General features: G+C 68.4%; 16 protein-coding genes and 1 pseudogene. 3 read left to right on the top strand and 14 right to left on the bottom strand.

The window, feature by feature from the left end:
• Positions 1-122: 122 nt before the first annotated feature.
• The 4 genes from NNZ72_RS18875 to recO form a co-directional block, all read right to left on the bottom strand.
• Positions 123-1,352, bottom strand: a complete 1,230-nt coding sequence (locus NNZ72_RS18875; RefSeq protein WP_257317079.1) for an MFS transporter — start codon at positions 1,350-1,352, stop codon at positions 123-125.
• A 297-nt stretch (positions 1,353-1,649) separates the two neighbouring features.
• Positions 1,650-2,495, bottom strand: coding sequence for an MOSC domain-containing protein (locus tag NNZ72_RS18870; RefSeq protein WP_257317078.1), 846 nt, complete (start codon positions 2,493-2,495; stop codon positions 1,650-1,652).
• Between the two features lie 81 nt (positions 2,496-2,576).
• Positions 2,577-5,321 carry a DUF2339 domain-containing protein gene (locus NNZ72_RS18865; RefSeq protein ID WP_257317077.1) on the bottom strand — a complete coding sequence of 915 codons (2,745 nt, stop codon included), beginning with the start codon at positions 5,319-5,321 and terminating at the stop codon, positions 2,577-2,579.
• Positions 5,322-5,627: 306 nt separating this feature from the next.
• A complete protein-coding gene (recO, locus tag NNZ72_RS18860; RefSeq protein WP_257317076.1) occupies positions 5,628-6,374 on the bottom strand; it encodes a DNA repair protein RecO in 747 nt (248 codons plus the stop codon).
• 336 nt (positions 6,375-6,710) lie between these two features.
• Between recO and NNZ72_RS18855 the strand changes: the two genes are divergently transcribed.
• Entirely contained in the window at positions 6,711-7,427 is a 717-nt protein-coding gene (locus tag NNZ72_RS18855) for a L,D-transpeptidase (protein ID WP_257317075.1), read from the top strand.
• A 1-nt stretch (position 7,428) separates the two neighbouring features.
• On the opposite strand, the gene NNZ72_RS18850 is transcribed toward NNZ72_RS18855, so the two are convergent.
• A complete protein-coding gene (locus NNZ72_RS18850; RefSeq protein ID WP_257317074.1) occupies positions 7,429-9,714 on the bottom strand; it encodes a Tex family protein in 2,286 nt (761 codons plus the stop codon).
• A 211-nt stretch (positions 9,715-9,925) separates the two neighbouring features.
• Between NNZ72_RS18850 and NNZ72_RS18845 the strand changes: the two genes are divergently transcribed.
• Together NNZ72_RS18845 and NNZ72_RS18840 are read left to right on the top strand one after the other, a co-directional pair.
• Positions 9,926-10,975 carry a polyamine ABC transporter substrate-binding protein gene (locus NNZ72_RS18845; protein WP_257317073.1) on the top strand — a complete coding sequence of 350 codons (1,050 nt, stop codon included), beginning with the start codon at positions 9,926-9,928 and terminating at the stop codon, positions 10,973-10,975.
• Positions 10,962-13,325 carry a putative bifunctional diguanylate cyclase/phosphodiesterase gene (locus tag NNZ72_RS18840; RefSeq protein ID WP_257317072.1) on the top strand — a complete coding sequence of 788 codons (2,364 nt, stop codon included), beginning with the start codon at positions 10,962-10,964 and terminating at the stop codon, positions 13,323-13,325. Before NNZ72_RS18845 ends, NNZ72_RS18840 begins: the two co-directional genes overlap by 14 nt.
• 201 nt (positions 13,326-13,526) lie before the next feature.
• Here the strand turns inward: NNZ72_RS18840 and era are convergent, their stop codons facing one another.
• The 9 genes and pseudogenes from era to rpoZ form a co-directional block, all read right to left on the bottom strand.
• Complete coding sequence (era, locus tag NNZ72_RS18835; protein WP_257317069.1) at positions 13,527-14,441, bottom strand: GTPase Era; 915 nt, start codon at positions 14,439-14,441, stop codon at positions 13,527-13,529.
• A gap of 23 nt (positions 14,442-14,464) precedes the next feature.
• On the bottom strand, positions 14,465-15,172 hold the full coding sequence (gene rnc / locus NNZ72_RS18830) for a ribonuclease III (RefSeq protein WP_257317068.1): 708 nt from the start codon (positions 15,170-15,172) through the stop codon (positions 14,465-14,467).
• Complete coding sequence (gene lepB, locus NNZ72_RS18825) at positions 15,169-15,939, bottom strand: signal peptidase I (RefSeq protein ID WP_257317066.1); 771 nt, start codon at positions 15,937-15,939, stop codon at positions 15,169-15,171. The genes rnc and lepB overlap by 4 nt, the downstream gene beginning before the upstream one ends.
• Before the next feature lie 56 nt (positions 15,940-15,995).
• Positions 15,996-16,151 (bottom strand): annotated as a pseudogene (locus NNZ72_RS25600) (endonuclease domain-containing protein); the annotation flags it as partial.
• Complete coding sequence (gene acpS, locus NNZ72_RS18820) at positions 16,141-16,551, bottom strand: holo-ACP synthase (RefSeq protein WP_257317064.1); 411 nt, start codon at positions 16,549-16,551, stop codon at positions 16,141-16,143. The gene acpS and the pseudogene NNZ72_RS25600, both read right to left, overlap by 11 nt.
• Positions 16,548-17,123 carry a DUF2062 domain-containing protein gene (locus NNZ72_RS18815; protein WP_257317063.1) on the bottom strand — a complete coding sequence of 192 codons (576 nt, stop codon included), beginning with the start codon at positions 17,121-17,123 and terminating at the stop codon, positions 16,548-16,550. The genes acpS and NNZ72_RS18815 overlap by 4 nt, the downstream gene beginning before the upstream one ends.
• 113 nt (positions 17,124-17,236) lie before the next feature.
• The gene (locus NNZ72_RS18810; protein ID WP_257317062.1) at positions 17,237-17,386 is read right to left on the bottom strand and encodes a DUF3563 family protein; all 150 of its coding nucleotides are present in this window, start codon (positions 17,384-17,386) and stop codon (positions 17,237-17,239) included.
• A 172-nt stretch (positions 17,387-17,558) separates the two neighbouring features.
• Positions 17,559-19,769, bottom strand: coding sequence for a RelA/SpoT family protein (locus NNZ72_RS18805; RefSeq protein ID WP_257317061.1), 2,211 nt, complete (start codon positions 19,767-19,769; stop codon positions 17,559-17,561).
• A 111-nt stretch (positions 19,770-19,880) separates the two neighbouring features.
• Positions 19,881-20,288, bottom strand: a complete 408-nt coding sequence (gene rpoZ, locus NNZ72_RS18800; protein ID WP_257317060.1) for a DNA-directed RNA polymerase subunit omega — start codon at positions 20,286-20,288, stop codon at positions 19,881-19,883.
• Positions 20,289-20,525 lie beyond the last annotated feature (237 nt).

The raw sequence follows: 20,525 nt of genomic DNA, 5'->3' as shown, positions 1-20,525 counted from the left end.
TCATATTGAGCATAATAGCCGTAAAACAAAACCGGCATTGCCGGTGGAACTGATTTAGAAACTTTTGTGACGCTTTGCAAGAAGCGCCGCCCGATTTCCCGTCCGGCGGCGCCCCCGATTTTTCACGCCATCGCCGGACGGGCGACGCCGCGCTCCTCGATCGGCCAGTGGACGACCGCGGCGAAGACGCCGAGCGCCACGCCGAGCCACCAGACCGGATCGTAGGTGCCGAAGCGGTCGTAGAGGTAGCCGCCCATCCACACGCCGAGGAACGAGCCGACCTGGTGCGAGAAGAAGACGATGCCGCCGAGCAGGCCGAGGTGGCGCGTGCCGAACATGATGGCGACGAGCGCGTTGGTCGGCGGCACGGTCGACAGCCAGAGCAGGCCCATGACGACGGCGAAGAGGATGACCGAGGCGGGCGTGGCCGGAAGCAGCACGAACACCGTCACCGCCACGGAGCGGGCGAGATAGATGAACGCGAGGAAATAGGGTTTCGAGTAGCGCTGGCCGATGACGCCGGCGGCAAGCGAGCCGATGATGTTGAAGAAGCCGATCAGCGCCAGCGCGATCACCGCATAGCGGGCATCGATGCCGAGGTCGCCGAGATAGGCGGGGAAATGGGCGGTGATGAAGGCGACCTGGTAGCCGCAGACGAAGAAGCCGGCCGTCAGCAGCAGGTAGCTGCGATGGCCGAAAGCCTCCTTCAGCGCCGCGCCGATCGACTGCTGGTATTCGCTCCTGGACGTGATGCCGGAAGAGGAATTGCCGCGCAGCGGGATCGCCAGCAGCGGCACGGCGAGCATCATCACGCCGAGCCAGACGAGGCTGTCCGACCAGCCGTAGGCCGAGATCAGCCCCTGCGACAGCGGCGCGAACAGGAACATGCCGGCCGAGCCTGCCGCGGTGCAGATGCCGAAGGCGAGCGAGCGCTGCTCCGGCGTGACGTTGCGGGCGAAGGCGGAGAGCAGCGTGCCGAAGGAGCCGGCCGCGACGCCGAGGCCCACCAGCACGCCGCCGCCGACATGCAGCCAGAGCGGCGAGGCGCCGGAGGACATCATCACGAGGCCGCCGGCGTAGAGCAGCGCGGAGACCAGCAGGACGCGCCAGGTGCCGTACTTGTCGGCGACGGCGCCGAAGAAGGGCTGGCCGATCCCCCAGCAGAGGTTCTGCAGCGCCATGGCGAGGCCGAAGGTCGTGCGGTCCCAGCCGGTGTCCTGCAGCATCGGCAGCTGGAAGAAGCCCATGGCCGAACGCGGGCCGAAGGTCAGCATGGCGATCAGCGAGCCGGCGATGATGATCAGCCAGGGCATCGGCCGGGCTGCGGCCGGCGTCGGGGAGGTCGGGGACATGGGCTACTCCGGATTTGCGGAAGCGTAAAATACGCTTGCCGGCCGATGCGCGAAAGCGAATTAATTTGACCGGGCGATCAGCGCGATTGATGGATCATATCCAGGGCATCGCGTATGAACCGCAGCGCTCCGTCATGGCGCCTTCTCCCCCGCGGGGAGAAGGTCGCGGCAGCGGGATGAGGGGGACGCCGAAGGCGTAGAATCAAGGAATTTCGTTGGCTTCGCCCCCCTCATCCGGCCCTTCGGGCCACCTTCTCCCCGCGGGGGAGAAGGGGAAAGCGGCAACGGCTTGCCGATTCAGGCGCGGACCTTCATCGGCCAGCGCTCCGCCCGCTCGGCCACCACGCGGACCGCATCGCCGAGCCGGATCGTCCCCTCCCCGCGCGGCACGGCGTTCCAGCCGAACAGCACGCCCGGCACGCGGCGGTCGGCCGACATGCGCTTCTCGGCCAGGCCCTGGATCGGATTGCCGCCGATGCGCTCGCCGGTCCGCTGGTCCTGCGTGGTCATGATGCAGCGGGCGCAGGGCTTGACGAGGTCGAAGCGGATGCCGCCGATCTCGACCGCCGCCCAGAGATCCTCCCGCCAGGGCTCGTCGCAGGCAATCAGCACGTTGGTGCGGAAGCGGTCCATGCCGACCGGCTCCTGACCATTGGCGATCAATGTGCGGTTGAGGTCGGCGAGCGAGCCGGTGGTGGTGATCAGCGCCGGAAAGCCGTCGACGAAGCCGACCGGCACCGGCGCGCCGGCCCATTCCGCGCCCTCGGCGCGGCGGGCGCGGCCGTCCATGTGCACGAGTTGCACGGGACGGCCGAACCAGTCCGAGAGGACGGCGTTCACCGCCGGGTCGGCGACGGCGGCGTCGACCGTGCTGTCCCAGACGGTGACGGCGAGCCGGCGGTCGGGGTCGAAGCGCGCCTGCAGCCGGCGGCCTTCCATTTCGAGCAGCAGGCCGCCGGCCACCTCCCGCGCCGCGACGCGGGCGAGCGCCTGCATCTCGCGCTGAGTGATGAAGCGGCCGCCGCCGTCGACGATCATGAAGCGGCGGTCGCCGGAAAAGCCGTCGAGGCGGACCGCGGCCTCTTCGAGCGCGATGGCCCGGCCGCTCTTCAGCGGATGGATGTTCAGGCCTTCGACATGCATGGCACCGTCCTCGGATTTCGATTCAACGACCTGCCGAAGCGATTCAGCAGGCCGGCACAAAAGCATGTTCTTTCTCGGATTTCACCCTTGCGGCACGGACTTGCCGGAAAGAATCCGCTGGTAGAACAGGCCGATGCCGATCAGCACCGCGCCGAGCCCGATGAAGGAGAGCGCGCGCAGGAAGCCTTCGAGGTTCGACATGTCGATGAGGAACACCTTCACCACGGCGACCAGCACGAGGCCGGCGGAGGCGAGCCGGATGCTCTTCGAATCGAACCTCGAACCGAGCGCCAGCAGCAAGACGCCGAGGAGCAGCCAGACGACCGAATAGGTATAGGTCTCGGCCTGCAGAAAACCCTTCCAGTCGGCGATGCTCTCGCCGTGCCAGTAGCGGCGCACGGTAAGCGTCACCCAGGCGAAGGCGAGCACGACGCCGGCGAGCGCCAGCATCGTCACGTAGGGCATCGGCCGGCGGCCGCGGGCGTAGCGGGCGAGCCCCGCATAGGCCACCCCCGGCAGGAGATAGCCGATCAGGAGCAGGTCGAAGACCGGCCAGCGGCCGAGCAGCTCGCCGGTGAAATAGGGATTGAGGCCGGCGAGATGGGCGCTCGCCACCGACAGCACGGAGAGGACGCCGACCGTCATCGAGCCGTAGCGGAAGACCGGGCTCGGCGACTTCAGGTCGAGCGTCATCATCACCGCCGAGGCGCCGATGACGAGGAGCGTGTAGATCGCCTGCTCGCCGAGCGTCGGCACGGCGCTGTCGAGCACGCCGCCGTTCATGGCGTGGCGGACGAGGATCGCCGCCGTGAGCAGCACGAACAGGCTCGCCAGCGCCTGCAGGAGATTGCGCACCCGCTCGCCGGGCCAGCGGCGCAGTTCGAAGGCCGAGAGCGCGAGGAGTGCGGCGGGAATGCCGTAGCCGGCGAGGAGCTGGTTGAAGACCGGCGTCTTCGCGAGGTTCGCCGCCCCGACGATCGTCGGCTCGACGGCGATGCGGCCGGCGACGACGGCGGCAGCCCCCGCCATCAGCCAGGGCAGGACGGGCCAATGGCGCAGCCGCGTGGCGAAGACGGCGAGCGCGCCGAGGACGGCGACGCCGAGCGTGGTGGCGAGCCCTTCGGTGAGCGCATGCAGCGAAAGCACGAGGAAGGCGAAGCCGCCGGCCGCAAACGTCCATTGCGGCACGAACACCGCCTCCCCCTCCGCCCGGCCGCTCGAGAAAAGCTCGGCGGCGGCGAGGAAGGCGAGGCCGAAGACGAGGGCGACGAGGCCGTGCTTCAGGTCGAAGGCGAGGTTGCCGAAGACGAAGAGGCTCGCCGCCGTCACGGCGAAGGGGACGGCCGGCGCGAGCACGCTCCACAGCGCGGCGAACTCGCGCGACGTCCGCCCGCGCAGCCACGCGCCGGCGATGCCGAGGGCGGCATAGGCGGCGGCGGTGAGAAGCAGCAGGTTCACGGGTGCCGCGGCGGCGAGCGGCAGCGGGGAGACGGGCGTCGCGCCCTCCGGCAGCGGCGGAGCAACGAGACCGAAGCCGTCGAGGAGGGTGACGCCCGGCATGACGGCGAGGATCGCTGTGCCGAGAACGAGGGCGACGGCGGAGAACATCGCCGGATAGACCGCCCAGCCGCGCGCCGCCCCCAGCGCGGCAAGGGAAAGCACGACGAGCGCGAAGGCATAATCGGCAAGGGCGAGGCCCGGCACCTGCGTGGCGAAGACGAGGGCCGGGAACAGGAGCGCCAGCGCGCCGGTGAGCGAGACGGCGGCGGCCGGCGGCGACAACAGGCGCTCCCAGGCGTCCGTCGTGGCCCGCTCCTCCTCGCCTTCGCCTGCCGCACCGGGCCAGAGGAGACCGAGGCCGGCGGCGAGCACGAGGAGGGCAAGCAGCACCGGCGGCGTCTCGACGGTCCCGGCCTGGGTGAGATAGAGCACCGCCCAGAGCGCGAGGCCGGCATTGGCGAGCGCCGGCACGACCTGCCAGCGCCTGAGCCGCGAGGCGGCGAGCGTCGCCAGCCAGGCGACGGCGAGGAAGCCGAACAGCGGCCAGGGCCGCGGCTCGCCGGTCGCCACCAGCCCGGGCGTCGCCATGGAGGCGAGCAGGCCGAGGCCGGCGAGCGCCTGCCCGTGCAGGAGCGACAGGCCGAGGGTGGCGAAGGAGACGGCGGCGAGCAGCGCGAAGGCGGCGAGCGGGCCGACATAGCCGTAGACCGCATAGGCGACATAGGTGACGGCGAAGAGCGTGATGACGCCGGCCGCCGTCAGCACGCCGGGGATCATGGCGTTGCGGAACGCGTTGGCGATCACCGGCTGGGCGCGGCGGCGCACGGCCTCGCCGGCGGCGAGCAGCACGAGGCCGAAGAGGGCGGCGAGCGACAGGCGCACCGCCGGGCTCAAGAGCCCCGCCTCGATCGAGTATTTCACCATGAAGATGCCGCCGAGCGCCAGCGCGATGCCGCCGACCCAGACGGCCCAGCGCGCGCCGATGCGGCTCTCGAAGCTCTCCCGCGCGGCGACGGGCGCCGTCTCGGCCGGCTCCTCCTCCGCCGCGGCCGCTTCCGCCGGCGCACCGCCGAAGATGGCCCGGCCGATATCCTCCTCGCTTGCCGCCGGCCGCGTCCAGGGGCCCGGCTCGGCTTTGGCAGCCGGCTCCTCCTCGGCGGCGACGGCGACGGCCGGCTCGGGCGGCACCACGCCGGCAACCTTCAGCGCCTCCATCTCCCGGCGCAGCCGAACGATCTCCTCGCCGAGCCGGCGGGCGTTCTCGCGCGATGCGTGGAGGGTGTAGAGCGCGAGCGCGACGGCGACGAGGGGGAGGATTTCAAACATGGCGACTCCAGCGCGGGGGACGGGCCCGGGACGGGCGAGATTAAAGGCTTTTGCGCAAAGGCCAAGCCGTTGACGTTTCAAACCGGCCTTTCCAAGCCATTCGGCGTCGGAACGCGGCGCCCCGACTTCCCTTCTCCCCGCCGGGGAGAAGGTGGCCCGAAGGGTCGGATGAGGGGGTGGAGCGCGCCTGAGCGGCCATGATCGCCTGGCGCGCGTCCCCCCTCATCCCGCTGCCACGACCTTCTCCCTGCCGGGGAGAAGGGGGCAAGACGCACCATCATCATTTCACAGACGATGGTCTTGTCGTCACACAGGATCCTTGCCCGCGCCGAGCGCCTTCAGCGCCGCCTGCACGAAGCCGTCGCGGGCGCTGGCGAGCTCCAGCCCGCGCGGCTCGCAGACGTGGCGGTTGAGGAAGAAGGCGGTGAGGCGGAAGCCGTCGGCGAGCGCGTCGGCATCCGCCGCATGCCCGCTGTCGTCGCCGAGGAAGGCGGGAAGGCGCAGCATCCGCTCCGCCCAGGGCGCGCCCGCCGTGCGCGAGACGGCGCGGCCGGATTTCGGCGAGACGTAGGCGAGATCGTCGCGGCTGCCGGTCGCCGCGCATTCGGCGAGGTCGAGGCCGAAGCCGAGGTCGTTCAGCACGGCGAGCTCGAAGCGCACGAAGAGCTCGCCCGCATCGGCCGGCTCGTGCAGATGGTCGAGGATGACGGCGAGCGCCTCGAAGAGATGCGGATGCGGGTCGCGCTCGGGCAGGAAGCGCAGGAGGGCCGCCATCGCCTGCACGCCGTAGACGGCCGTCGCCGTCTCCATCAGCCGCCCTGCCCGCAGTTGCAGCGGCTCGACGCGGAACTCGCCGAGATGCTCGTCGAGCCGCGCCCGCCAGGTGACCTCGACGGAATTGCCCGGCTGCAGCACCGGCTGCATGCTGCGCGAGCGGCCGCCGCGCACGAGGCCGAGATGGCGGCCGCGGCCGCGCGTCATTACCTCGGCGATCACCGACGTCTCGCCGTGGCGCCTGACGCCCAGCACGATGGCCTCGTCGCTCCATTGCATGGAGGGTTTCCCGTTCGTTCCACCGCAGGGGCGCCGCCCCTCATCCGGCTGCCGCCACCTTCTCCCCGCAGGCGGGGAGAAGGGGAAAACGGCACGGCTTCCCTCCTCTCCCCGCCTGCGGGGAGGATGCCGGCAGGCAGGTGAGGGGCAAAAGCCACCGCCCGCTTCTACCCCCTCGCCTCCTCTCCGGCAAGCGCGGCTGTGGCGCGGCGGACACACCCAAGGCCTTGCCGCAATTTCGCTTTCTTCCCGCCCCGCCGTCGCCCGCTTTGCCGCCGATGGAGCCCGCAACGGCCGAAGGCCGACACTGCAATGCGAATCGACAGGTGCCCCCTCATGTGTGTGTCCATGCTCCGCCCCCTCGCCCTCCTTGCGCTCGCCGCGCTGCTTGCCGGCTGCGCCGCCACCGCCAAGCCGGTGAAAAGGGGGCCGGACCCGGTGCATGTCGCCATGTACGGCGCGCATCCGCAGGAGCGCTTCCCGCTGCCGGCGACCGACATCGCCCGCGTCGATCCGAAATATCTGCGCCAGCAGGTGGCCTATCCGACGGCGGAACCCACCGGCACCATCGTCATCGACACGCAGAACCGCTTCCTCTACCTCGTGCAGGAGAACGGCATGGCGATGCGCTACGGCATCGGCGTCGGCAAGGCGGGGCTGGAGTTCGAGGGTGCCGCGCGCGTCGGCCGCAAGGCGGAATGGCCGCGCTGGACGCCGACGCCGGCGATGATCGCCCGCGAGCCGGAGCGCAACGCGCAATGGGCGGGCGGCATGGAGCCGGGGCTGACCAACCCGCTCGGGCCGCGCGCGCTCTATCTCTTCCAGGACGGCCGCGACACGCTGTTCCGCATCCACGGCACGACCGAGGCCTGGTCGATCGGCAGGGCGGTGTCGAGCGGCTGCATCCGCCTCTTCAACCAGGACATCATCGACCTCTACGGCCGCGTGCCGACGGGAAGCCGCGTCGTCGTGCTGCAGCACGCGGCGCCGGCGGCGGAAGAGGCCGTGCCGGTTGCGGCCGCCGACGGCTTCGCGCCGCCCGCGGCGATCTGAATCACTTCCGCTTCATCGCCTCGGCGAGCGCGGCCCCGAGCGCGCCCTGCGCGGGCGCCTGCGGCTTTGCGGCGGGCTGCCTGAATTTTTCGCGCGGGGCCTGGTCGCGGGGTGCGGTGCCGCCGCCGTCCTTGCGCATGGAAAGGCCGATGCGCTTGCGCGGCACGTCGACCTCGGTCACGCGCACCGTCACGACGTCGCCGGCCTTCACCACCTCGTGCGGGTCCTTGACGAAGCGGTCGGCGAGCTGGGAGACGTGGACGAGCCCGTCCTGATGCACGCCGATGTCGACGAAGGCGCCGAAGGCGGCGACGTTCGTCACCGTGCCTTCCAGCTGCATGCCGACCTTCAGGTCCTTGATGTCGTCCACCCCTTCGGCGAAGGTCGCGGTCCTGAATTCCGGGCGCGGGTCGCGGCCGGGCTTTTCCAGCTCCGACAGGATGTCCTTCACCGTCGGCAGGCCGAAGCGCTCGTCGACGAAGGCCTTCGGGTCGAGCGTCTTCAGCGCGGCGCTGTCGCCCATCAGCGTGCGCAGGTCCCGCCCGCAGGCGGCGACGATCTTCTTGGCGACGCCGTAGGCTTCCGGATGCACGGCGGAGGCATCGAGCGGCTCCCGGCCATTCGGGATGCGCAGGAAGCCCGCGCATTGCTCGAAGGTGCGCGCGCCGAGCCGCGGCACCTTCAGGAGCTCCTGCCGGCTGGCGAAGGGGCCGTTCGCGTCGCGGTGGGCGACGATCGCTTCCGCCGAGGCCTTGCCGAGGCCGGAGACGCGGGAAAGCAGCGGGGCCGAGGCCGTGTTGAGGTCGACGCCGACGGCGTTCACCGCATCCTCCACCACGGCGTCGAGCGAGCGCGAGAGCTTGCCCTGGTCGACGTCGTGCTGGTACTGGCCGACGCCGATCGACTTCGGCTCGATCTTGACCAGTTCCGCGAGCGGATCCTGCAGGCGGCGAGCGATGGAGACGGCGCCGCGCAGCGACACGTCGAGGTTCGGGAATTCGGCCGCCGCCGTCTCCGAGGCCGAATAGACCGAGGCGCCCGCCTCCGAGACGATCACCTTGGTCGGCTTCGGCGCGGGGAGTGCGGCGAGCATGTCGGCGACGAGCTTCTCCGTCTCGCGGCTGCCGGTGCCGTTGCCGATGGCGATCAGCTCGACCTTGTGCTTGCGCACGAGGCTCGCGAGTTCCGCCTGCGCGCCGCGCACGTCGTTCCTCGGCGGGAAGGGATAGACGGTCGTGGTGTCGAGGAGCTTTCCGGTGTTGTCGACCACGGCGACCTTGACGCCGGTGCGGATGCCCGGGTCGAGGCCCATCGTCGCCCGCGTGCCGGCGGGTGCGGCAAGCAGCAGGTCCTTGAGGTTGCGGGCGAAGACGCGGATCGCCTCCTCCTCCGCGCGCTCGCGCATCTCGCGCATCAGGTCGAGCGAGAGCGACGGCGACAGCTTCACCCGCCAGGTCCAGCCGATCGCCTCGGCGAGCCACTTATCGCCGGGCTTCGTGCCGAGGGAATAGAAGGAGGCGATGATGCGCTCGACCGGCTTCACCGGCTCGGCATTGTCCTGGTCGACGACGATGTCGACCGACAGCACCTCCTCGTTCCAGCCGCGCAGCATGGCGAGCGCGCGGTGCGAGGGCACCGTCGCCCAGCGTTCGGTGTGGTCGAAATAGTCGGAGAACTTCGCGCCGGCCGCCTGCTTGCCCTCGACCACGCGGGAGCGCAGGAAGGCGTTCTGCTTCATGTGCTCGCGCAGGCGCTTCAGGAGGTCGGCATTCTCGGCGATGCCTTCTGCGACGATGTCGCGCGCGCCGTCGAGGGCCGTCTTGACGTCCGGCACTTCGGCCGAGAGGAATCCCCCCGCAAGGTCCGCCGGCACCGCCGACCGGTCGGCGAGGATGCGCTCGGCGAGCGGCCCGAGGCCGCGCTCGCGGGCGATCTCGGCCTTGGTGCGCCGCTTCGGCTTGTAGGGAAGGTAGATGTCCTCCAGCTCCGCCTTGGTGGAGACGGCGTGTATGCGGGCGGAGAGCTCGTCCGTCAGCTTGCCCTGGCCGGAAATCGATTCGAGGATCGCCGCGCGGCGCGCCTCCAGCTCGCGGAGATATGTCAGCCGCTCGGAGAGCACGCGCAGCTGCGTGTCGTCGAGGCCGCCCGTCACCTCCTTGCGGTAGCGCGCGACGAAGGGCACCGTCGCGCCGCCGTCGAGGAGATCGGCGGCGGCGGAAACCTGCGCCGGCGTCGCCTTGATCTCGGCGGCGATCAGGTTCGCGATCTTGGGCGGTGTCGAGGTCATGTCGGTGTCCTTCAGCGGTTTGCGCGCGGGCGGCGACCATAATGCGGCGGCTCGCGCGCGCCAACCGCAAGGCCCCGCCGCGTCCACATGTTTTCCGGCAACCAGAGGGCGCATTCCCCCACCCATAGCGAGAATTCGGCCGCCCCCCGTAACCATTCATAAAGCCTTGCCGCCTAATCTTTCTTGACGTAACGGCAACGGGGCCAAGGTCATGCGCGGTGCGCTTCTCGCAGCAGTTTCCCTGACGGCCCTCACGGCCGCGGCACCTGCCCATGCCATCACCCTGAACCTGCTCATCTGGGAAGCCTATATCGAGGGCTCGATCCTGGAGGACTTCAAGGCGAAGACCGGCATCGAGGTCCACCAGACCTATTACGACAGCGGCGATGCCCGCGACGAGATCCTCTCCGACCCGAACAGCAATGTCGACCTCGTCGTGACCAGCGAGAACGGCGCCAAGCTCTACGGCAACCGCGGCGTGCTCCTGCCGCTCGACCCCGCCGCCGTGCCGTCGGCCGCCGACTATCCGGAAAGCTGGACGCGCCGCTGCGGCGGCTACGGCCTGCCCTATCTCTGGGGCACGATGGGCATCCTCTACCGCTCCGACAAGGTGACGGCGGCCCCCTCCTCCTGGTCCGACCTGATGGCGCCGGACGAGCCGCTGCGCGGCCACATCGCCATGTACGACGACCATGCGGAAGCATTCGTGGCGCCGCTGATGCTGCTCGGCAAGTCGGTCAACGCCAACGACAACGAGACGCTGAAGCAGGCCTACGAGGTGATGAAGGCGCAGTCGCCCTACGTGCTCACCTACGACTACATCATCACCTCGATCCAGAGCCCGGAGCACGGTCAGGACATCTACATGGCGCTCGGCTACAGCGGCGACCAGCACGTGCTGAACGAGAAGGTCTCCGCGCCCGGCCTGTGGCGCTACGTGGTGCCGAAGGAGGGCACGCTCTCCTGGCTCGATTGCATCGCCGTCAGCGAGCGCTCGCAGAACCGCGAGGCGGCGCTGAAGCTGTTCGATTTCATCACCAACGCCGAAAACGCCGCCCGCAACGCCCAGAGCCTCAACATGCCCACGGCCAGCACCGCCGCCCTCGCGCTGCTTCCCGAGGAGATGCGCTCCAATCCCGAAATCTATACCGCGCCGGAAATCCTCGCCCGCAGCCAGTTCCAGGAAGAACTGACCGTCCAGTCGGTCCAGGCCCGTCGTCGCATCATCAGCAGTCTGGCCCAATTCAGTGACGCTCGATAAACGCGCCCTCGCCCTCATCTTCCCCGTCATCCTGTCGGGCTACGTGCTAGCGGCCTCGCTGATCTACTTCGTCCAGGGCTCCTCGGTGCTCGGGCTGGAAAGGGCGCGGCTGTGGCAGCAGATGGGCCTGCTCACCGCCGTCTTCCAGAACGAGGTGACGCAGAACCGTTCGCTGATCTACTCGCTGGTCGAGGGCAACGCGGTGCGCCTCTTCGTCAACGAGACGGACGCCAGCTACCGCAGCAACGCGCTCGGCGCGCGGCTGCAGCAGAGCATCACCTCGCTTTCCGACGAGAAGCAGAAATTCGTCTCGGTCGCCATCATCCGCCCGCCGCTGTCGGTCGACTACTATTACGAAAACAGCGACGATCCCTTCGCCGAGCTGACGCCGCAGCAGCTGAAGCACGCCCGCGCGGTCATCGAGAGCCCGCGCCTCTCCTCCTGGACCTATCTCGACGTCGACGGCATCGAGCCGCTGATCGTGCATTCGGAGTTCATCGACCCGCTGACCTTCAACCGGCCGCTGCCGACCGCCAAGCAGAGCGCCATCCTCGTCCAGACCGCCGTGCGCCCCGCGCCGTTCCTGGAGATGAAGCAGACGCTCGAGAAGGAATACGGCGCGCGGCTCGAGATCTCGCGCCATCCGCTGCTCGCGCAGGGCGCGCTGTCGGCGACGGCCAAGCTCAGCCCGTCGCTCTTCGCCCGGCTGACGCCGCGGCCCGACTTCCTCGACCAGCGGCTCGGCACGCTGAAGACGCTGCTCGCGCTCGGCGCGATCGCGCTCAGCCTGTGCTCGATCGGCCTCGTGCTCTTCCTGCTGCGCCGCTACATCACCGAGCCGATCGCCCGCCTCGACCGTCGCCTCACCGACGTGATGAACGGCAGCCTCAGCGCGCTGCCGGACATGGGCGAGGCCGGCGAGATCGGCCGGCTCTCGGCCAACGTCAAGCGGCTGCACGACAATTCGCTGCGCTCCTTCGACCTCGTGCGCAACGCCTCCTGGACGGACACGCTGACGGGCATCAGCAACCGCGAGCACTTCAACATCCGCTCGACCCAGATCATCGCCGAGGCCGAGGCGCAGGGCGCCGGCTGCACGCTGCTGTTCATAGACGTCGACAACTTCAAGTTCGTCAACGACAAGCACGGCCACAAGGTCGGCGACGAGCTCCTGAAGACGCTCGCCGCGCGCATCGCCGCGATCGTCGAGCGCACCGTCACCGCGCGCGGCCTGCCGGAAGGCCTGTTCGCCCGGCTTTCCGGCGACGAGTTCGCCATCATGCTGCGCAGCCAGCCCGGCAACGGCACGATCGCCGAGGTGTCCGACGCGATCCTCGCCCTGTTCGCCGAGGGCTTCGAGGTGCTCGACAAGGCCTATCCGGTGACCGCCAGCATCGGCATCGCCGTCTATCCGGACGACGCCCGCACGCTGCCGGAGCTGCTCGCCAACGCGGACGCCGCCATGTACCAGGCGAAATCCTGCGGCAAGAACGGTTCGGCGCGCTACTCGCGCTCCCTGCACGAGAAACGCAACCGCCAGCGCCGCATCGAGGAGGAGCTGCGCGTCCTCGATCCCGACCGCGAGTTCCGCCTCGTCTACATGCCGATCGTCGACGGGCGCGGCAAGGTGACGGGCTGCGAGGCGCTGCTGCGCTGGGAATCGCCCTCCCTCGGCCGGGTGACGCCGGACGAGTTCATCCCGATCGCCGAGACGACGGGCCTGTTCAGCAAGATCGACTGGTGGGTGATCGACCGCGCCATGGCCGAGAGCGGGCAGCTGCGCAAGCTGTTCGGCCCCGAGATGATCCTGTGCATCAACATCTCCTCGGCCGAGCTCTACACCCGCTCGATCTCCGACCATTTCTGCGAATGCGCCGAGCGCCACGGCGTCGACCCGCGCACCATCGAGATCGAGCTGACGGAGACCTTCGCCGTCAAGCTCGGCGAGCAGTTGCGCCGCAACATCGACGTGCTGCGCGCCAGGGGCTTCCGCATCTCGATCGACGATTTCGGCGCGGGCTACACCTCGGTGCAGCAGATCATCGAATACCCGGCCGAGACCATCAAGCTCGACCGGGCGCTGGTGGAAAGCCTCACGGTCGCCGCGGCCCTGCCGACGCTGCGCGCGCTGATCGCGCTCTGCCACGCGCAGGACATGTCCGTCATCGCCGAGGGCGTCGACACGACCGAGAAGATGGGCCTGCTCGCCGCCGCCGGCTGCGACTTCTACCAGGGCTACCTGATCACCCCGCCGCTCTCGCTCGACGACGTCGGCGTGTGGGCGATGCAGCGCCTCGTCGAGAAGGCGCGCGAGGCGGCGCAGACGCCGGAACGGCGGGCGCGGGCTTAGGAAACGTGACGCTGCCGCCTCCCCTTCTCCCCGGCGGGGAGAAGGTGCCCGAAGGGCGGACGAGGGGGTGAAAGCGCACGCCGTCACTATCTTGATTTCGCTTGGCGCGCGTCCCCCTCATCCCGCTGCCGCGACCTCTCCCCGGCGGGGAGAAGGGGCACAAGGCACCGTCGTCAATCCAGGACGATAGCGCTTAAGGTATCACGACGTCGGGAAATCCAGGCCCATCTCGCGGAAGCGGGCGGGGTCGTCGCCCCAGTTCTCGCGCACCTTGACGAAGAGGAAGAGGTGCACCGGCTGTTCGAGGATCTCCGACAGCTCCTTGCGCGCGGACATCGAGATCGCCTTGATCGCCTCGCCGTTCTTGCCGAGCGCGATCTTCTTCTGGCTGTCGCGCTCGACGTAGATCACCTGCTCGATGCGCACCGAGCCGTCCTTGCGCTCCTCCCACTTCTCCGTCTCGACGTGGGAGGAATAGGGAAGCTCCTGGTGCAGCCTGAGGAACAGTTTCTCCCGGGTGATCTCGGCGGCGAGCTGGCGCATCGGCAGGTCGGAGATCTGGTCCTCGGGATAGTACCAGGGGCCTTCCGGCAGCGTGGCCGAAAGATGGTCCATCAGGTCGTCGCAGCCCGAACCGGTGAGCGCGGAGACCATGAAGGTGCGCTCGAAGGGGACCGCCTCGTTGGCGGCGGCGGCGAGCTTCAGCAGGTCCTCGGGCTTCACCCGGTCGATCTTGTTGAGCACGAGGATCTTCGGCTGGCGGACCTCCTTGAGGCCCTCCAGGATCGTCTCGGCGTCGCCCTTGAGGCCGCGCTCGCTGTCGATCAGGAACAGGATGACGTCGGCGTCCCTGGCGCCGCCCCAGGCGGTCGTCACCATGGCGCGGTCGAGCCTGCGGCGCGGCTTGAAGATGCCGGGCGTGTCCATGAAGACGATCTGCGCGTTGTCGTGGATGGCGATGCCGCGCACGATGGCGCGCGTCGTCTGCACCTTGTGGCTGACGATCGTCACCTTGGCGCCGACGAGGCGGTTGACCAGCGTCGACTTGCCGGCGTTCGTCGCGCCGATCAGGGCGACGAAGCCCGAGCGCGTGGGCTTTGCGTTTTCTTCCGTCATGGCATCCGTCAATCCGGGGCGTGTCAGGCTTTCCGCCAGATGCCCTCGCGTTCCAGTATCTTCGTCGCGGCCGCCTGCTCGGCGGCCCGTTTCGAGCGGTCCGTGCCCGTCTCGGGCGGAACGCCCGGGATCTCCACCGTGACGGTGAAGCGCGGATCATGATCCGGACCCGAGCGCTCGTCCACCCGGTAGAACGGCGTCACGCCGAATTTCGCATGCGCCCATTCCTGCAGCTCGGTCTTGGCGTCGCGCCGCGCGCCCTCGGCACGCACCGCCCTCTCCTCCCAGTTGCGCAGGATGAAGCCGCGCGCCGCCTCCAGCCCGCCGTCGAGATAGATCGCGGCGATCAGCGATTCCACCACATCGGCGCGCACGTTTAGCATCGCCTTGCCGGTGAGCTTCTTGACGTCCGCGCCGGTGCGGATGAAGCGGTGCAGGCCGAGGTCGTCGGAGACCGCCGCGCAGCTCTCGGCGCTGACGAGCTGGTTGAGGCGCACCGAGAGCTCGCCCTCCTTCGCCTCGCGGAAGGTGCGGAACAAGAGCTCGGCGACGCAGAGGCCGAGCACCCGGTCGCCGAGGAACTCCAGCCGCTCGTAGTCGACGCCCTTGCCGGGGCGCGTGCTCGAATGGGTGATCGCCCGGTCGAGCCGCTCCTTGTCGGTGAAGGCGTAGCCGATCAGGCCTTCGAGCAGCGCGCGGTTCTCCTCGTCGAGGGGTCTGGCGCCCTTCATTCCACGACCTTGAACAGGCGGTCCCAGCGCAGGTTCGTCGGCCATTTCCAGATTTCGCGGAAGGCGGTGTCGTTGCCGAGCGAGAAGAAGATCAGGCTGGCGCGGCCGATCAGGTTCTCCGCCGGCACGAAGCCGACGTCGAAGCGGCTGTCGGCCGAGTTGTCGCGGTTGTCGCCCATCATGAAATAGTGGCCTTCCGGCACGATGAACTCGCGCGTGTTGTCGCCGACCGTGCCGGGGCGCGTGTCGAGCGTGTCGTAGGTCACGCCGTTGTCCATGGTCTCGCGGAAGACCGGCACGTCGTCGCCGGTGTCGTACTGGTCGTCGGCGCGGAAGAAGCCGTTGTGCTCGCGCTTGACCGGCACGCCGTTGACGTAGAGCTCGCTGTCCCTCACCTGGATGCGGTCGCCGGGCAGGCCGACGAGGCGCTTGATGTAGTCGATGTCCGGGTTCGGGGGAAAGCGGAAGACGACGATGTCGCCGCGCTCCGGCTCGCTCGCGAAGATGCGGCCGGAGAACAGGTCGGGCGAGAACGGCAGCGAATATTTCGAATAGCCGTAGGAGAACTTGTTGACGAACAGATAGTCGCCGACGAGCAGCGTCGGCATCATCGAACCGGAGGGGATGGTGAAGGGCTGGAACAGGACGGTGCGGATCACGACGGCCAAGAGCAGCGCCTGGATGATGACCTTGACGTTTTCCCACAGGCCGCCATGCGCCTTTTCAGTCTTCTCTGCCACGCCGGACTTTTCCTTATCTGCAAACATGGGGCCCTCTATAGATCAAAGGACGGCGGATGGAAATCGCATCGGCCAAAAAGAGGCCGGGTGCAAGCACCAGCCCCCTCATCCGCCCTTCGGGCACCTTCTTCCCGCCGGGAGAAGGAGAAACGAAACGTCGGCGACCCTCCCTTCTCCCCGGCGGGGAGAAGGTGGCCCGAAGGGCCGGATGAGGGGGCGGGCGCAAGACTATTCCACATTTTCCACCGGCAGCGCCTCGATGATGACGAAGGCCTGGGCGAGCGGGTAGTCGTCGGTGATCGTGACGTGGATGCGTGCCTCGTGGCCGGCGGGAAGCATATGCTTCAGCCGCTCCAGCGCGCCGCCGGACAGCCGCATGGTCGGCTTGCCGCCGGGCAGGTTGACGACGCCCATGTCCTTCCAGAACACGCCCTGCGCCAGCCCCGTGCCGAGCGCCTTGGAACAGGCCTCCTTGGCGGCGAAGCGCTTGGCGTAGGATTCCGCGCGGTTCTTCCGCCCGTCGGACTTCGCCCGCTCGATGTCGGTGAAGCAGCGGGCGGTGAACCGCTCGCCGAAGCGCTCCAGCGACTTCTCGACCCGGCGGATGTCGATGAGGTCGCTGCCGATGCCGATGATCATGAGGGACGGTCTCCGTGAGAGAGGATGGAGGCGGCCGCATGCAGGCGGGCGCGGCGGCGCGCCTTGAAGCCGCCGACGGCAAGCCGCGTGACGGCATAGGACAGCAGCGCCGCCGCAAGGCCGAGCAAAGCCGCGCCCGCGAGCATCGGCTTCAGCACGGGCTGCCAGAGCTCGGAGAATTCGAGATGCTCCAGCATGTCGAAGAGCTCGCCCGCGGTGACGGCCTGCGCCGCATGCACGCCGAGCAGGCCCTCGCCCGTCCTCAGCGTGCCGACCGCGATCACCGGGATCGTCAGCGGATTGGCGATGGCCGTCGCGAGCACCGCGGCGACGAGGTTGCCGGCCAGCAGCCAGGCAAGCGCCAGCGCCAGGATGGCATGGAAGCCGAGGAGCGGGGTGAAGGCCGAGAAGGTGCCGGCCGCAACCCCCGTGGCGACGGCGTGCGGGGTGGCCGAAAGGCGCAGGATGCGCTTGGCGAGATAGCGCGCGGGACGCGTGAAACCCTTGCGCGGCCAGAAGAATTCGCGCACCCGCTCGGGCCAGGAGGCCTTCTTTCGGCGTCTGAACAACATGGGTCAGACATAGCCGATCCGGCGATGGCATTTCAATGGCGCCCGGACGGCGCCACGGGAACATTTCAATGGCGCCCTTGCGGCATCGGGCCGGGGCGCCATCGGTGCGGCACTCAGAACTTGCGGAAAAGGCCGCGGTCGATCTGGCGCTGGCGGTACTCGAGATCGATCCGGTCGATCGAGCCGTTGAGATAGGCCATCTCGCGCTCTTCGGTGCTGGGAACGCGCAGCGCGCGGGCGAAATTCTTGAACTGCTTCAGCATGTGTCGAACCCCTGTCGGTTGACCTCCCGACGCTGAAGATAGTGGCGGAACCCCCGGAAAACCAGCGTTTCTATCCGGGATCAGCCATGCGTTCAGCGCATATCGACTGGTCAAACCTTGGGCAAACCTGCCTCGATCGGGGCAGAATGCCCACGAAAGCGCATGACGGCCCCTATGCGAACACGCGGGCGATCGTCGAGACGCAGGAGAGCTCCTTCAGCTGGCCGATGAGCTGGTTCAGCTGCCGCAGGTCCCAGACCTCCAGGTCGATCTGCACCTCGGTGAAGTCGGCCGCCACCCGCGTCATCGACATGGAGCGGATGTTGACGTCGCCGGTGGCGATCGCCTGCGTCACCTCGGCGAGCGTGCCGGGCTCGTTCAGCGCGTTGATGAGGATGCGCGCCATGAAGCGGGTGTTGTTGGCCTCGTCGAGGTCCCAGCGCACGTCGATCCAGCGCTCCGGCTCGTCGTCGAACTTCTGCAGCGCCGGCGACTGGATCGGATAGATGGTGATGCCCTTGTCCTTCTCCATGATGCCGACGATGCGGTCTCCCGGCACGGCGCCGCCGGCGGAGAAATGCACGTCCGCATTGCCGGAGAGGCCGCGGATCGGCAGCGCCTCGGGGCCGCTCTCGCCGTCGGCGCGCGCCCGGCCGGGCAGCTTGAAGACCATGCCGGCGGCGCTGCGCATGTTGAACCAGCCCTCGTCCGGGCTCGGCTTCACCGTCACGCGCTCGTCCTGGTAGTCGGGGAAGACGGCGCGCAGCACGTCGAGCGAGGAGAGCTCGCCGCGGCCGACGGCGGCGATGGCGTCCTCCACGTCCTTCTGGCCGAGGCGGTGGAGCACCGGCTTCAGCGCGTCGCGCGAGAAGGACTTGCCCGCCCGGTCGAAGGTGCGCTCCAGTATGCGGTAGCCGAGGCCGGAATACTGCTTGCGCACGGCGGCGCGGGTGGCCCGGCGGATCGCCGCGCGCGCCTTGCCGGTGACGACGATCTCCTCCCAGGCCGGCGGCGGCACCTGGATGCCGGAGCGGATGATCTCCACCTCGTCGCCGTTGTTGAGGCGGGTGACGAGCGGCATGATGCGGCCGTTGATCTTGGCGCCGACGCAGGTGTCGCCGACATTGGTGTGGACGGCATAGGCGAAGTCGATCGGCGTCGCCCCGCGCGGCAGGTTGATGAGCTGGCCCTTCGGCGTGAAGCAGAAGACCTGGTCCTGGAAGAGCTCGAGCTTGGTGTGCTCCAGGAACTCCTCGGCATTGTCGCCCTCGGCGAGCGATTCGATCGTGCGGCGCAGCAGCGCATAGGCGTTGGAGCGCGGCGAGGCCGCTTCGCCGTTCGCCCCCTCGCCGTCCTTGTAGAGCGAATGGGCGGCAATGCCGTATTCGGCGATCTCGTGCATGCGCCTGGTGCGGATCTGCAGCTCGATGCGCTGGCGCGAGGGCCCGACGATCGTCGTGTGGATCGACTGGTAGTCGTTCTGCTTCGGCGTCGAGATATAGTCCTTGAAGCGGCCGGGCACGACGCGCCAGCGCGTGTGGACGATGCCGAGCGCGCGGTAGCAGGAGGGGATGTCGTCGACGATGATGCGGAAGGCGTAGACGTCCGAGAGCTGCTCGAAGGAGAGCGACTTCGACTGCATCTTGCGGAAGACCGAATAGGGCGTCTTCTGGCGGCCGCGGACCTGCGCGCCGGTGAGGCCGTTGGCGACGAGCAGCTCGCCGAGCTCCTCCTCGATCTTGCGGATCAGGCCCTCGTTCCTCTGCGACAGTTCCTTGAGCTTGCGGGTGACGGTCTCGTAGGCCTCGGGGTTGATGTGGCGGAAGGAGAGGTTCTCCAGCTCCTCGCGCATGTCCTGCATGCCCATGCGGCCGGCGAGCGGCGCATAGATGTCCATCGTCTCTTCCGAGATGCGGGCGCGCTTCTCCGGCGACATGTGGTCGAGGGTGCGCATGTTGTGCAGCCGGTCGGCGAGCTTGACGAGCAGCACCCGCACGTCGTCGGAGATCGCGAGCAGCAGCTTCCTGAGGTTCTCCGCCTGCTTGGCCTTCTTGGAGACGAGGTCGAGCTTCTTGATCTTGGTGAGACCCTCGACCAGCGCGCCGATGTCCTCGCCGAAGATCTCGTCGATCTCCGCGCGGGTGGCGCTCGTGTCCTCGATCGTGTCGTGCAGGAGCGCCACCGCGATGGTGGATTCGTCGAGGCGCATGTCGGTGAGGATGGCGGCGACTTCGAGGGGATGGGAGATGTAGGGGTCGCCGCTCGCCCGCTTCTGCTGCCCGTGCTTCTGCATCGCATAGACATAGGCCTTGTTCAGCAGGGCCTCGTTGGCGTCCGGCTTGTATTTCTGAACCCGTTCGACGAGTTCATATTGGCGCATCATCCCAGGTCGGCTCCCTCGCCTTCGCTTACGGGGCAAAGAAAAAGTGCGCCCCGATCATCGGGGGCGCACCGGCAGTCTCGTCCACGACGTTTTCGGCAAATGCGCCGAAAATCAATAGTCGTCGCTCTTTTCCGGCGGCACGAGGCCCTCGATGCCGGCCAGCAGCTCCTCCTCCGACATGCGGTCGAAGGCGATGGTCTCCGGCTGGTCCTCGTCCTCGTCGGCGACGACGATGCCGGTCTCCGCGTCGGCGGAGATCAGGCTCGCCGGATCGGGTTCCGGCTCGTCGACCTCGACGTGCTTCTGCAGCGAGTGGATCAGGTCCTCCTTGAGGTCGCCGGGCGACAGCGTCTCGTCGGCGATCTCGCGCAGCGCCACGACGGGGTTCTTGTCGTTGTCGCGATCCACGGTGATGGCGGCCCCCTGCGAGATGAGGCGGGCGCGATGGCTTGCAAGGAGAACCAGCTCGAAACGGTTGTCTACCTTGTCAATGCAATCTTCAACGGTGACACGGGCCATTGCCTGTCCTTTGTGATCGAGAATTTTCAGGAGTTTGCATGCCCGATACAGGGAACGGACGGCAAATTCAAGTTTTTCCTTGCCGGGCCCGCCGCCGGCGGCGGCGCGACGGTGCAGCGAAAAAACGTTTCGCAACCCAGATTTGCTTGGAAAAATGCCGCATCTGCCCTAAATGGGGTATATATCACGAAGACATAATGCAAGCGGCCGCGTATTCCCTCCGGCCGCCGATTTGGG

Source organism: Shinella pollutisoli (assembly GCF_024609765.1).
Taxonomy (GTDB): domain Bacteria; phylum Pseudomonadota; class Alphaproteobacteria; order Rhizobiales; family Rhizobiaceae; genus Shinella; species Shinella pollutisoli.
This window is presented reverse-complemented; position numbering and strand designations above follow the sequence as displayed.